General features: G+C 54.0%; 12 protein-coding genes. 7 read left to right on the forward strand and 5 right to left on the reverse strand.

Annotation, left to right across the window (positions count from 1 at the left end; all coding sequences use genetic code 11):
- Positions 1–107 precede the first annotated feature (107 nt).
- Genes prmC through hisS form a run of 3 tightly spaced genes read right to left on the reverse strand, consistent with a single transcriptional unit; the run spans position 108 to position 3,743 of the window.
- The gene (gene prmC, locus BS29_RS17535; RefSeq protein ID WP_326838479.1) at positions 108–1,400 is read right to left on the reverse strand and encodes a peptide chain release factor N(5)-glutamine methyltransferase; all 1,293 of its coding nucleotides are present in this window, start codon (positions 1,398–1,400) and stop codon (positions 108–110) included.
- Positions 1,393–2,469 (reverse strand): peptide chain release factor 1, encoded by a 1,077-nt coding sequence (prfA, locus tag BS29_RS17085; protein WP_229954830.1) that lies wholly within the window; start codon positions 2,467–2,469, stop codon positions 1,393–1,395. The genes prmC and prfA overlap by 8 nt, the downstream gene beginning before the upstream one ends.
- Positions 2,466–3,743 (reverse strand): histidine--tRNA ligase, encoded by a 1,278-nt coding sequence (gene hisS, locus BS29_RS17090; protein ID WP_229954831.1) that lies wholly within the window; start codon positions 3,741–3,743, stop codon positions 2,466–2,468. The genes prfA and hisS overlap by 4 nt, the downstream gene beginning before the upstream one ends.
- A 189-nt stretch (positions 3,744–3,932) precedes the next feature.
- Here hisS and BS29_RS17095 point away from each other — a divergent pair, with 189 nt between their 5' ends.
- From BS29_RS17095 to BS29_RS17110, 4 genes are read left to right on the forward strand one after another with little or no spacing between them, the layout of a single operon-like run.
- Positions 3,933–5,915 carry a M61 family metallopeptidase gene (locus tag BS29_RS17095; protein ID WP_229954832.1) on the forward strand — a complete coding sequence of 661 codons (1,983 nt, stop codon included), beginning with the start codon at positions 3,933–3,935 and terminating at the stop codon, positions 5,913–5,915.
- 16 nt (positions 5,916–5,931) lie between these two features.
- Positions 5,932–6,465, forward strand: a complete 534-nt coding sequence (gene ppa / locus BS29_RS17100; protein ID WP_229954833.1) for an inorganic diphosphatase — start codon at positions 5,932–5,934, stop codon at positions 6,463–6,465.
- On the forward strand, positions 6,462–6,776 hold the full coding sequence (locus BS29_RS17105; RefSeq protein ID WP_229954834.1) for a hypothetical protein: 315 nt from the start codon (positions 6,462–6,464) through the stop codon (positions 6,774–6,776). The genes ppa and BS29_RS17105 overlap by 4 nt, the downstream gene beginning before the upstream one ends.
- 2 nt (positions 6,777–6,778) lie before the next feature.
- Positions 6,779–7,306 (forward strand): GNAT family N-acetyltransferase, encoded by a 528-nt coding sequence (locus BS29_RS17110; protein ID WP_229954835.1) that lies wholly within the window; start codon positions 6,779–6,781, stop codon positions 7,304–7,306.
- A 10-nt stretch (positions 7,307–7,316) separates the two neighbouring features.
- On the opposite strand, the gene BS29_RS17115 is transcribed toward BS29_RS17110, so the two are convergent.
- Complete coding sequence (locus BS29_RS17115; protein WP_229954836.1) at positions 7,317–8,450, reverse strand: serine hydrolase domain-containing protein; 1,134 nt, start codon at positions 8,448–8,450, stop codon at positions 7,317–7,319.
- A gap of 174 nt (positions 8,451–8,624) precedes the next feature.
- Here BS29_RS17115 and sucC point away from each other — a divergent pair, with 174 nt between their 5' ends.
- The 3 genes from sucC to BS29_RS17130 all read left to right on the forward strand — a co-directional run bounded on the left by sucC (position 8,625) and on the right by BS29_RS17130 (position 11,632).
- Positions 8,625–9,824: an ADP-forming succinate--CoA ligase subunit beta gene (sucC, locus tag BS29_RS17120; RefSeq protein WP_229954837.1), complete on the forward strand. Its 1,200-nt coding sequence runs from the start codon at positions 8,625–8,627 to the stop codon at positions 9,822–9,824.
- 132 nt (positions 9,825–9,956) lie between these two features.
- On the forward strand, positions 9,957–10,703 hold the full coding sequence (locus BS29_RS17125; protein ID WP_229954838.1) for an electron transfer flavoprotein subunit beta/FixA family protein: 747 nt from the start codon (positions 9,957–9,959) through the stop codon (positions 10,701–10,703).
- Entirely contained in the window at positions 10,703–11,632 is a 930-nt protein-coding gene (locus BS29_RS17130; RefSeq protein ID WP_229954839.1) for an electron transfer flavoprotein subunit alpha/FixB family protein, read from the forward strand. The genes BS29_RS17125 and BS29_RS17130 overlap by 1 nt, the downstream gene beginning before the upstream one ends.
- Positions 11,633–11,707: 75 nt before the next feature.
- Here BS29_RS17130 and rhuM read toward each other — a convergent pair whose 3' ends face one another.
- Positions 11,708–12,739 (reverse strand): RhuM family protein, encoded by a 1,032-nt coding sequence (gene rhuM / locus BS29_RS17135; RefSeq protein ID WP_229954840.1) that lies wholly within the window; start codon positions 12,737–12,739, stop codon positions 11,708–11,710.
- Positions 12,740–12,877 lie beyond the last annotated feature (138 nt).

Raw genomic sequence — 12,877 nt, forward strand, 5'->3', positions numbered from 1 at the left:
GCAATATTATCTATATGGGGGTAGGCCAGCGATTTTAGGGAAATTGCCAGAAATCATCTGGGCCTGAAACATCCTTAGCGCCTTCATACGCCAAATCCAAGTAAATTTTACAGGCCAGGCCCCTGGCGCAAGACAAGCAACCGGTCGTTGCCGCCTAAATCCTGTTTGCATTCAACAATATAACCGTTTTTTTCGGCCAATTTCGTCACTTGGCCGGCTTGGTCAAATCCGATCTCGATGAGCGCGGTACCGTTGTCCGCCAGTAATTCACCCAGAGCCGGAATGATGATATGATAGTCGTCCATCCCCTGCACACCGGCAAACAAGGCGTCATGCGGTTCAAATTCCGACACTTCGCGGGACAGTTCCGCCTGCGTCGATACATAAGGCGGATTCGCGAGAATCAGGCCAAACGGCCCAGCCAATGATTGCGTCCAACCCGCCATTGTCCAATCCTGCAACAGGAAACGCGCACGATCGCTGAGTCCCAAGCTGTCGGCATTGTTATGCGCCATAGCCAGAGCGGCCGCGCTGGCATCCATTCCCACACCCCGCGCCTCGGGAAATTCGGACAAGGCGGCTAGCAACAGCGCACCGCTGCCGGTACCAAGGTCCAGGATATGTGTTGGCGGTCGGTCGGTGCCAATTTCCACCGCGGTTTCGATCAAAATCTCGCTGTCGGGACGTGGGATCAGGACATCGGCGGACACCTGAAACGGCAGGCTCCAGAATTCCCGTTCACCGACAATATGCGCAACCGGCTCATGGGATTTGCGGCGCTCCAGCAATGCTGAAAAACCATCGGGAATTTCGAGTTTCGGCAGATTGAGCAGCAAATCCTGACGGTTCATCCCCAGCGCATGCGCCAATAGAAGTTCCGCATCGAGGCGCGGCGTTTCGCTCACAGTTTCCAATGCCTGCGCCGCTTGCCGCAATGCCCGATCAAGCCCCTCCCCTTCAGGGGAGGGGTTGGGGTGGGGGTTGATCCAACGCGGCCCGGCTTCTTGAAGATGATTCGATATACTGCACAGCACAGCATCCATATCGTGCATCACATCAGCATTGGTGAACCGGAGCGTCTTATATCCCAAACGCCTCAATTCCTCGTCGCGCCGCGCATCTTGCTCCGCCTGGTGAGTCTCACCATCTATTTCGATGACAAGCGCTTTTTGTGGACATAGAAAGTCAGCAATATAGTGGCCAATGACGGCTTGTCTTCGAAACTTGAACCCGTTCAATTGCGAGTTTGAAATGTTACGCCAAAGCCTTTTTTCAGGCTCGGTTGGATTAGCCCGCATTTCTTTGGCTCTATTTTGCAGCACAGCCAGTTGGGCTTTCGACAGCCCCCACCCCTTGCCCCTCCCCTGAAGGGGAGGGGTTTGCTTTTGATTATCAGCCATCCAGATTGGCAAGCCGGCTGGCTTCATCCTCGGCGATCAGGGCATCGACCATCTCACCCAAGCCGCCGCCTTCGACAATTTCGGGCAGCTTGTGCAGCGTCAGGTTGATGCGGTGATCAGTCACCCGCCCTTGCGGATAATTATAGGTGCGGATGCGTTCGGAGCGGTCGCCAGAGCCGACCATCGACTTGCGCGCTTCCGCTTCTTCGCTTTGCACCGCATCGCGTTCCTGCTCATAGAGCCGGGCGGCCAATACTTTCATCGCCTGTGCTTTATTCTTATGCTGAGACTTGCCGTCCTGACATTGCACTACCAGTCCGGTGGGCAAATGGGTGATGCGAATCGCGCTGTCGGTCTTGTTGACATGCTGACCGCCCGCACCGCTTGCCCGATAGGTATCGATGCGCAGATCTTCGGTGCGGATATCGATATCGACTTCTTCCGGTTCCGGCAGAATCGCCACCGTTGCCGCCGACGTGTGAATCCGCCCGCCGCTTTCCGTTTCGGGCACACGCTGTACCCGGTGCACACCGGATTCGAATTTCAGTTTCGCAAACACGCCCTTGCCGTTGATATTCGCGACGACTTCCTTGAACCCGCCGACTTCGGATGCATTGGCGGAGATCAGCTCGACCTTCCAGCCCTGCTCATCAGCAAATCGGCTGTACATCCGATAGAGATCGCCAGCAAAAAGCGCGGCTTCATCGCCGCCGGTGCCAGCACGAATTTCGAGCATCGCGGGGCGATCATCGGCGCTATCCCGCGGCAATAGTTTCAGTGCCAGCGCATGCTCCGCCTTTTCAAGCGCTTTCTTGACGTCATCGACTTCATCGGCTGCCATTGCCTTCATCTCGGCATCATCACCGGCGAGCATTTCTTGCAGCCCCGTTTGCTCGTCGCGTAGGCGCTGAACCTCGGCCGCAGCCTCGGCTACCGGTTCGATCTCGGCATATTCCTTGGAGACCTCGACAAACTTATCGCCGTCGAGATTGCCAGACGCCATCATCGCCTGCAGCTCGGCAAAGCGCGCTTCGATTTGCGCTATTCTTTGGGGTGTGATGGTAGTCATGACCTGCCCGTCATTGCCAAAATCTTTTCATCGGATACATCATTCAGAAGCGTCGATTTCTTGACATGTATCTGACCACCCGACTCCATATTTTTGAGCACCACTTCATCTTCGTAGCACTCTTCCATCCCAACTAGTACAGCCAGTCGAGCCTTTACTTGATTGGCTTTTTGAAGACGTTTTTTGAAGTTGCCTTTATACGATAGTTGCACAGACTTCCCCGCGGATCTCAGTTGGGATGTTATGGAAATGGCCTCCAACTCGAAGTCTGCTCCCAAAGGAATTACAGCAATATCTGTGAAGGAAGCGGCAGCCTCATCCAACAACATCCCCAACCGTTCAATCCCTGCCGCCCAGCCAACAGCCGGTGTCGCGGGACCGCCCAGCGATTCAATCAAACCATCATAACGCCCACCGGCCAACACAGTACCCTGCGCGCCCAGCCGGTCGGTCACAAATTCAAACGCGGTATGACGATAATAATCGAGCCCGCGCACGAGGCGGCTATTGCGCGTCCATGCCACGCCGCAAGCATCCAGCCCCTCGGTCACCTGCGCGAAAAATTCCTTCGCTTCCTCCGACAGATAGGCATCAATTTCCGGCGCGCTGTCGGCAATTGGGCGGTCCTGCCGCTCTTTGCTGTCTAATATGCGCAGCGGGTTGCGTTCCAGCCGGTCCTGACTGTCCTGGGACAAATCGGCTTTATGCGCCTGAAAATGTTCAACCAGCGCGTCGCGCCACGCATCGCGGCTTTCCGCGTCGCCCAATGTATTGAGCTGCAACGTCACGCCGTCTGATATGCCGAGCTCGTTCAAAAGCTGATCCGCAAAACAGAGCAATTCGACATCTGCCGCCGCCTCACCCGCGCCGATAATTTCGGCATCGAGCTGGTGGAACTGGCGATAACGCCCCTTTTGCGGGCGCTCATAACGAAATAGCGGGCCGTGGGCAGATAATTTCATCGGCGCATGTTGCTGCCAGCCATTGGTTAGAAAGGCGCGCGAAATTCCGGCGGTAAATTCGGGGCGTAAGGTCAGACTGTCGCCACCGCGATCCTCAAAGCTATACATTTCCTTGGACACGACATCGGTGGTTTCGCCCAAAGACCGCGCAAAAACAGCCGTCGGTTCAAACACAGGCATCTGTACGCCCTTAAACCCGTAGAGCCGGCGCACGCGCTCAAAAGTTTCCACCACATGCTGGAAACGCTCCTGATCTTCGCCAAATATATCCTGCGTGCCGCGCACCGGCTGCGGTGTTTGTATTTTTGCCATACTGTCCCTTTAATCTGAAAGGCGCTTTAGCCGGTGCGGCGCAAAAGCGAAAGATGGCTTATTTTCTATTGCTAAACCCGCGCTTTTCTTATCCATCCACTGGACGTAGCGGCTAAAAAGCGCCATTCAACCCAGAAGACAAGTTACGAAGACAAGTTACGAAGACAAGTTACAGGGGATAGAGTTAGTATGCGCGTGGTTGCACTTTTGGGCCTGTTTTCGGTCCTGTCCTTCATTTCGCCTGTCACCCCTCTTTCCGCCGCGATGCCGGACAATCTCAGCAAGCCGACCTATGCCCCGGTGGAAGACACTATCTCACAAGCACAGGATATTCCCTATCCTGGCACCATGCAGCTAGAGGTGGACGCGCGCGACAATGTACAAGGCATTTTTCGTATTACGCAGATAATCCCGGTTGCGCAGGCGGGCCGGATGACGCTGCTCTACCCCGAATGGCTACCAGGCAATCATGCGCCGCGCGGCGAGATTGAGAAGCTGGCGGCGCTGGAGTTTATGGCAAACGGCCAAAAAATCGACTGGATCCGCGATGATATGGATGTCTTCGCTTTTCATCTCGACGTGCCGGAAGGCGTATCGGAAATCACCGCCAAATTTCAGTTCACCTCCGCTACCACTGCCAGTCAGGGCCGTATCGTGATGGCCCCATCCATGCTCAACCTGCGCTGGCACCAGGTGTCTCTCTATCCTGCTGGCCATTATGTCCGACAGATTCCCGTGGAAGCGACCGCCATCTATCCGCCCGGCTGGCGCGCCGCCAGCTCCATGCGCCCGAAAGCGCGACAACCCAGAACCGATAATCTCAATCGCGTTGCCTATCGCAAAACCGATTATGATACGCTGATCGACAGCCCAGTCTTTGCCGGTAAAAATTTCCAGACCTACCGGCTGAGCCGCCGCGTGCATCTCAATGTCGTGGCTGATGATGCCAAATTCCTCAAACCCAGAAAGTCGCACATTGCCAAGCACAGCAAATTGGTCCGGGAATCAGAGGCGCTGTTCGGCAGCCATCCTTATGACCGCTATGATTTCCTGCTCGCGCTGACCGAGGAAATGGGCAGCATCGGGATTGAGCACCATCGTTCTTCGGAAAATGGCGTGAACCGCGAATATTTCACCAAATGGAATGATGGGCCGGGTCGCCGCAACCTGTTGCCGCACGAGATTGTCCATGCCTGGAACGGAAAATATCGCCGCCCCGCCGGCATGTGGACGCCCGATTATCGTGAACCGATGCGCGACAATCTGCTCTGGGTTTATGAAGGCCAGACGCAGTTTTGGGGCTATGTGCTTGGCGCGCGTTCGGGTCTTTTTTCCAAACAGGACACGCTGGATGCCTTTGCCGCGATCGCGGCTGGCATGGACCTGCGCGTTGGCCGCCAATGGCGCCCGCTGATCGACACAACCCATGATCCGATTATTGCCGCGCGCAAACCCAAACCGTGGAGCAGCTGGCAGCGGCAGGAAGATTATTATAACGAAGGCCTGCTCATCTGGCTGGAGGCCGATGGCATTATCCGGCGCGAATCGGGCGGCAAGAAATCGCTCGAAAATTTTGCCCGCAGCTTTTTCAAGGGCAAGAATGGCGACTATGGCGTCGTCACCTATGAGCTGTCCGATGTGATCGAGGCGCTGAATGCCGTGCAACCCTATGATTGGGCCGGATTCATCCAGGAACGCGTATACCAGACAACCGACGAAGCACCCAAAAACGGCCTCACCCTGGGCGGCTACAAACTGGTTTATAATGCCACAAAGAGCGATTTTATCAGCGCCAATGACAAACGCCGCAAACAGCTGGATCTCAGCCACTCGATCGGCATGGTGGTGAGCGACAAGGGCGTGGTCAAAGCGGTGATGTGGGACGGACCGGCGTTTAAGGCGGGCCTTAAAAACGGCCTCACCATCACGGCCGTGAATGGCAAAGCCTATACCGCGGAAATGTTGACCCAGGCGATCGAAGAAAATCGCGGGCAAATGAATAAAATCGAGATATTTGCGAAGAATGACGACCAATATAGCAATTTTTTGGTCGATTATTCAGGCGGGCTTCGCTATCCGCACCTTGAAAAAATAACGGCAGACGAAACTGCCGGAGAGGGTGGCCAAATTGAAGGGGGCATTGACCGGCTTTTGAAGCCAAAAACAAGATAATAGGACCCAATACCCTATGGACATCACCCAAATTCCTATCGGCGATAACCCGCCGGAAAGCCTCAACGTCATAATCGAAGTGCCCGTAGGCGGCGAACCGGTTAAATATGAATTTGACAAGGCATCCGGTGCGCTGTTTGTCGACCGCATCCTCCACACACCGATGCGCTATCCCGCCAATTACGGCTTCATTCCGCATACATTGTCCCCCGATGGCGATCCACTGGATGCGCTGGTCGTGGCACGCTCACCCTTCATGCCCGGCTGTGTTGTTCGATGCCGTCCGATTGCGGTGTTGAATCTGGAAGACGAGCATGGCGGGGACGAAAAGCTGCTCTGCGTCCCGATTGATGCAACATTCCCTTATTATCGCGCGATTGGCGAAGGCGGTGATCTGCCCGAGATCGTGATGCAGCAGATCGAACATTTCTTCACCCATTACAAAGACCTGGAGCCCGAAAAATGGGTCCGTGTCGGCAAATGGGGCGATGCCGAGGAAGCCCGCAAGGTGGTGATGGACGCTATCGAGCTGGCCAAAACAAAGAAATGACCCGGACGCATCTCGTGGCTGGATTGGCGCTGATCGCCAGTCTGGCCGCGTGCGCGACGCCGGAAACCCGCGTGCGCAACGGCTTGATGAGTGCAGGCCTGTCCAAACCGATTGCCAGTTGTATGGCGGACCGTATGGTCGATCGCCTGTCATACGATCAGATCGACAAGATCAGCCGCCTCGACAAACTGCGCAAACGTGATCCCGGTGATATCAGCATCAATGAATTTGTGAAGCGGACCAAGGCATTGCAGGATCCGGAAATACTGGGCGTCGTGACATCATCTGGACTCGTCTGCGCGGTGAAATAACCTTGGATACGCAATCAATCACGTACCGAAAAGCTGTGGCCGAGGATGCGGACTATTTACCGGCCATTGAAAGATCAGCAGGATCAGCCTTTCTGCAGGTGCCGGGCCTCGAATGGCTTGCGGGCAGCGACGATATAGTATCAGCAGAGGACCAGCTTCGCTTTATCGAGCAAGGATTGGTCTGGATCGCAGAATCTGCCGATGGTGAACGCGTAGGATTTCTAACCGCGGAACAATTTGAAGATGAATATCATATCTGGGAATTGGACGTACATCAGGCACATCAGAAACGCGGCATTGGCCGGGGATTGATCAAAGCGCTAACGGAAAAGGCGCGGCGCGAAACGGTGAGAGCGATTACGCTGACGACCTTCCGCGACCTGCCGTTTAACGAGAAATTCTATCAGCATATGGGCTTCCAAACGCTGGAAGAGGAACAGCAATCCAAGCGCCTCACGGCCATATTGGCGACGGAAGAAGCCAATGGCCTGCCAGCAGAGCGACGCTGCGCGATGCAATTGCCGTTGTGACCGGTGGATTTCATCGGCGATCGGGTGAGGCAAATGTTTTCAAGAATTCAGCCGCCACTGGGCTTTTGTGAATCTCTGCTGCAGACAAGGGATTGCCCCACCAGAGATTCTCGTTGTTCGCCAACAGGATCAGCGAGAGTTTCTGCTTCGGGATCTTGAGATAGATGGCTGAATAGCGATCCGGTTCCCAGCCCGAGTGCCAATAGAGCCGCTTGCCCTGCCAGTCCTGCGCAAACCATCCCCAGCGATAGTCCCCGCGCAGCGGCAATGTGTCGTCCGAGAATATCCGCGCCATCCAATCGGCCGAAAGCAGTTTCCCGGAATCGAGCGCGATATCAAACTGAGCAACATGTCTCGCGCTGGCTCTGATACCGGCAGCCGCGCGAAAATCATCATCCGAGTGACTGGCTTTTATATCGCGGCCATCCTCCTGAACGGTAAATGGCGGTGCCAACAACCGAAGCGCCGAGCCGCCTTCCGGATCATGCCAACCCAGAGCGACATTTTCCATGCCTGCCTTCTTTAGGACATTGTCCCGGACAATAGCGCGCAGAGGCCGGCCACCAGCCCCCTCAATAGCCCGATCAATCCGCGCATAAGTCATTGGATTATAAACGAAGGCCGACCCCACCGCCCCATTGACCCGCATGTTCAGGCTGTCCGAAAGCGACAATTTGCGCTCGCAATCCACCGGTTCGATAACAGTTCCATCGCTGTCTTTGCCGCCACCGCCAAAGGGAATGCCGGAGGTCGAAAACCATCCGCAAAAATCCTCCCAGCGCGGATCGTTGGCCAACAGCCAATCGAGATAGAGCCCGCCCTTGTCCGCCTCCGCCAAAATCGCGGTAGCAGCAATGGGTTTTGTGACCGATGCAATCCCGAAAGTCGTGTCCATTGTCGCTGGCACATCGCTCTCATCATCCGATGTTCCCAAAGCCTGTTCCCAGACAATTTCCCCATCTTTGACAATCACTGCGGTCAGCGCGCGAATGGATTTCTCTTTACGAAAGTCAGACAGGAAAGAACCAAATTTCTGATAGCTTTCCATGTCAATCTCCTCCGCGGCCGCAGCTATATTGCCGAGAGGTAGCAATATAGCGATCAGGGATATGAAAATACCACTCAGTAGGCCTTTGCCAGTCATCGCATATCCTCTTTCGCCAAGGGGGGATTGAAAATCATGAGAAGCGCATAATTGCACAGCCATACTGAGAAGCAATAAATATCATAAATCGGGGTGGAAATCGGCTCCTGACTGTGCTTTAGCCCTCCGCAAGACTCGCTAAACGAACATATAAGAAAGGCGCTGCACCGTCCCATGAACATCCATGAATATCAGGCCAAAGAACAACTCGCCAAATATGGCATCGGCATTCCTGCGGGCCACGCAGCTCTGACCGTTGACGAAGCTGTCGCGGCGGCAGAAAAATTGCCCGGACCGCTTTACGTGGTGAAGGCACAGATTCATGCCGGCGGTCGCGGCAAGGGCAAGTTCAAGGAATTGGGGCCAGATGCCAGCGGCGGTGTTCGCCTGTCCAAATCCGTCGACGCGGTGCGCGAAAACGCCACTGAAATGCTCGGCAACACGCTGGTCACCATCCAGACCGGCGACGAGGGCAAGCAGGTTAACCGGCTCTATGTCACCGATGGCGTCGACATTGCCGAAGAGTATTATCTTTCCATGCTGGTCGACCGGGCAACCGGCCGGATCGCGATGATCGTGTCCACCGAAGGCGGCATGGATATTGAAGATGTCGCGCATAACACGCCCGAAAAGATCAAAACGATCACGATTGATCCCGCGCAAGGCTTCATGCCGCATCATGGCCGGTCGATGGCTTTTGCTCTCGGTCTTTCCGGTGACTTGAACAAGCAGGCGCAGAAACTCGGCAAACAGCTTTATACAGCGTTTACCGACATGGACTGCGAGATGCTGGAAATTAACCCGCTCGTGGAAACCAAAGACGCGCAACTGCTGGTGCTCGATACGAAAATGAGCTTCGACGGCAACGCCCTGATGCGTCACCCCAACCTGATGGAACTGCGCGACGTGACCGAGGAAGATCCGGCAGAAGTCGAAGCTTCCAAATATGACCTCGCGTATATCAAATTGGACGGCAATATTGGCTGCATGGTCAATGGTGCCGGTCTTGCCATGGCGACGATGGATATCATCAAACTTAATGGCGCTTTCCCGGCCAACTTCCTCGACGTGGGCGGCGGTGCGACCACCGAAAAAGTGACCGCAGCGTTCAAGATCATCCTGGCAGACCCGGCTGTTGAAGGCATTTTGGTTAATATCTTCGGCGGCATCATGAAATGCGACATCATCGCCGAAGGTATCGTCACCGCGGCCAAGGAAGTCGATCTGTCCGTACCGCTCGTAGTCCGGCTCGAAGGTACCAATGTTGCCAAGGGCAAGGAAATTTTGGCGAATAGCGGTCTGCCGATCGTATCTGCTGATGACCTCGGCGATGCTGCGAAGAAAATTGTTGCGCAAGTGAAAGACGCGGCCTGAACCGCTGCATAGGCACAAAGTACAGCTATGCAGAGTGCGTTTGATCGCGCATGCTGCGCCGCAACATCGATATTTGACGTTTACGTGAACGTAAGCTAAAGCGTTCGCAATATTACTGAGAAGGAAACAGCAATGAAAATCCTGGTGCCCGTCAAACGGGTCATAGACTATAACGTAAAACCGCGGGTCAAATCCGATGGCAGCGGCGTGGATCTCGCCAATGTCAAAATGTCGATGAACCCGTTCGACGAAATTTCTGTCGAAGAAGCGATTCGCCTGAAAGAAGCAGGCAAGGCAGAAGAAATCGTCGCCGTTTCGGTTGGCCCGCAAAAGGCGCAGGAAACCCTGCGCACCGCTCTCGCCATGGGTGCAGACCGCGCTATCCTGGTCATGACCGACGAAGAAGTCGAGCCACTGGGTGTTGCCAAAATCCTCGCGAAAATCGTGGAAGAAGAAGCGCCAAAGCTGGTCATCACCGGCAAGCAAGCCATTGACGATGACTCGAACCAGACCGGCCAGATGCTCGCAGCTCTGCTCGGTTGGGGTCAGGGCACATTTGCCAACACCGTCACCGTTGATGGCGACAGTGTTGACGTGAAACGCGAAATTGATGGCGGCCTGCAGACGGTCAAGCTCAGCTTGCCTGCCGTTGTCACCACCGACCTGCGCCTGAACGAGCCGCGCTATGCGTCGCTGCCCAACATCATGAAGGCGAAGAAAAAGCCGCTCGATGAGAAAACACCCGCCGATTACGGCGTTGATATTTCTCCGCGCCTTACTACCACCAACGTTTCCGAACCGCCTGTCCGTCAGGCCGGTGAGAAGGTTGAAGATGTGGATGCGCTGGTCGCCAAACTTAAAGCTGTAGGAGCCATCTGATGAAGACTCTTGTACTCGTAGAACATGACAATACAGACATGAAAGACGCGACGCTGGCTGTTGTCACCGCCGCGTCGCAGTTGGGCGAAGTCCACGCTCTGGTCGCCGGCTCCGGCTGTGCGAGTGTTGGTGAGCAAGCCGCGAAAGTCGCCGGTGTCAGCACCGTGCATGTCGCCGATGATGCCGCACTGGCCAATCAGCTTGCCGAAAATGTTGCGCCCTTGGTTGCCAGCTTGATGGAAAGCCATGACGCTTTCCTTGCGCCTGCCACCACCACCGGCAAAAACGTTGCACCACGCGTTGCAGCCCTGCTCGACGTGATGCAGATTTCGGACATTCTTTCGGTCGAAAGCGAAGACACGTTCACGCGCCCGATTTATGCCGGCAACGCGATTGCCACCGTCAAATCATCGGATGCCAAAAAAGTCATCACCGTGCGCGGTACGGCTTTTGACAAGGCTGCAGCCGAAGGCGGTTCCGCAAGCATCGAAGGCGTCACCGGCGCAGGCGAATCCGGGCTTTCATCATTTGTGAGCGAAGAAATTGCTAAGTCCGAGCGTCCCGAACTCACCTCCGCCAAGATCATCGTATCCGGCGGCCGTGCCCTGGGCTCTTCCGAGAAATTCGAAGAAGTCATCACGCCATTGGCCGACAAGCTCGGCGCCGGCATCGGTGCTTCACGCGCTGCGGTTGATGCGGGCTATGTCCCCAACGATTATCAGGTTGGCCAAACCGGCAAGATCGTTGCTCCGGAAGTCTATATCGCTATCGGCATTTCCGGCGCTATCCAGCATTTGGCTGGCATGAAAGATTCGAAAACAATCGTCGCGATAAACAAGGACGAAGACGCTCCGATTTTTCAGGTGGCCGATATCGGCCTAGTTGCGGATCTGTTCAACGCCGTACCGGAGTTGACCGAGAAGGTATAAGCCGCTCGATAAATGGGATATTTTCATCCCGTTTGACAGTTTCAGACCCCGGCGTGAAAGCGCCGGGGTTTTTTGTTAGCCGCGTCCTTTTTTGGATCGCGGTAACTTTTTCTGAGTCGATTTAATCTCAGCAATCGCTTGATCAGCCTCTTGATGACGAAGAGCCTTTCGTTGTTCTTTGAATTTTGCATATTCTCGTTCAGCGAATGATTTGGCTACTTTCGCCTTAACTTTACCACCGCCTCTCAAAACAATGCGATTCAGCTGTTCTAACTGACGATCCAATAAACCTTCCGCTTCCGCCATCGTAGTAAGCTGCCCTATATCTAACTGATCCTCAAAAATATCTAAAAGTATGGTAGTAAGTCTATTCAATTCTTTGACTTCGCCAGCCGCAAGATAATTTTTAGACGTGCCCACATCAGTTTTCCGAATGTTATCATTGGGCCAATTCGTAAGCCCCATATTATCGTCTTTCGAATTGGCCCGGCCTTTAATGATCTCAGCCGGTGTATGCGATGTTACTGCATAAACAAGTTTGGCTTGCGTATTACGATAAAATTCCTGCCACGCTTTTGAGCTACCCTCATAGTCCTTGCACATTGCACAAATTGTTCGCAACTCTCGATATACATTGGCTTCATCCGAACGAATATCTCTAATTATTTCGCGCAATTCAGTCACGCGATCAGCGTTTTCAGGGTTTTTTAGGCGGGCTGAATCTATAACAAAACCCTTAGTAGCAAACTGAACTAGTTTATCCGTTGCCCATCGTCTAAATAAAGTAGCCTGTTTTGAGGACGTCCGATAACCAATCGATATCACCATATCGAGAGTGTAAAGCGTAATCGGTTTTGTAGAGGATGCAATTTGCATTTTATGCAAATTGCTCTCGTCGAGCTCACCTTCCTCCAATACACTACTAATATGTCGCGATATTACAGAAACGTCTCGGCCAAAAAGTTCCGCTATTTGAGCCTGCGTCATCAGTAGCTGGTCACCATTATAATGGACTTCGACCTTTATGCCGGAATCGCTACCGTAAATTAAAAACTTATCTCCCGTAGTTTCATCCATTTGGAGCAACACAGGTTTTAGTTCAGACATTGACGAATCCTCAATTTTAAACAAGAACGAATATAGAACATTTTTACCTAGATGCAAATATATGCTTCGGCCTGACGAAGCCTAAAACTTTTCCCGAGCACGCCGTCTTTTTTCTGCAATCTCCCGCTGATATGACGC

It is taken from the genome of Parasphingorhabdus litoris DSM 22379, assembly GCF_020906275.1.
GTDB classification, from domain to species: Bacteria; Pseudomonadota; Alphaproteobacteria; order Sphingomonadales; family Sphingomonadaceae; genus Parasphingorhabdus; species Parasphingorhabdus litoris.

Excerpts from the sequence above, each read along its gene's own strand:
- hisS (WP_229954831.1), bottom strand. The coding sequence starts at position 3,743 with ATGGCAAAAATACAAACACCGCAGCCGGTGCGCGGCACGCAGGATATA.
- BS29_RS17125 (WP_229954838.1), top strand. The coding sequence starts at position 9,957 with ATGAAAATCCTGGTGCCCGTCAAACGGGTCATAGACTATAACGTAAAA.
- BS29_RS17115 (WP_229954836.1), bottom strand. The coding sequence starts at position 8,450 with ATGACTGGCAAAGGCCTACTGAGTGGTATTTTCATATCCCTGATCGCT.
- sucC (WP_229954837.1), top strand. The coding sequence starts at position 8,625 with ATGAACATCCATGAATATCAGGCCAAAGAACAACTCGCCAAATATGGC.
- BS29_RS17130 (WP_229954839.1), top strand. The coding sequence starts at position 10,703 with ATGAAGACTCTTGTACTCGTAGAACATGACAATACAGACATGAAAGAC.
- rhuM (WP_229954840.1), bottom strand. The coding sequence starts at position 12,739 with ATGTCTGAACTAAAACCTGTGTTGCTCCAAATGGATGAAACTACGGGA.
- prfA (WP_229954830.1), bottom strand. The coding sequence starts at position 2,469 with ATGACTACCATCACACCCCAAAGAATAGCGCAAATCGAAGCGCGCTTT.
- BS29_RS17105 (WP_229954834.1), top strand. The coding sequence starts at position 6,462 with ATGACCCGGACGCATCTCGTGGCTGGATTGGCGCTGATCGCCAGTCTG.
- ppa (WP_229954833.1), top strand. The coding sequence starts at position 5,932 with ATGGACATCACCCAAATTCCTATCGGCGATAACCCGCCGGAAAGCCTC.
- BS29_RS17095 (WP_229954832.1), top strand. The coding sequence starts at position 3,933 with ATGCGCGTGGTTGCACTTTTGGGCCTGTTTTCGGTCCTGTCCTTCATT.
- prmC (WP_326838479.1), bottom strand. The coding sequence starts at position 1,400 with ATGGCTGATAATCAAAAGCAAACCCCTCCCCTTCAGGGGAGGGGCAAG.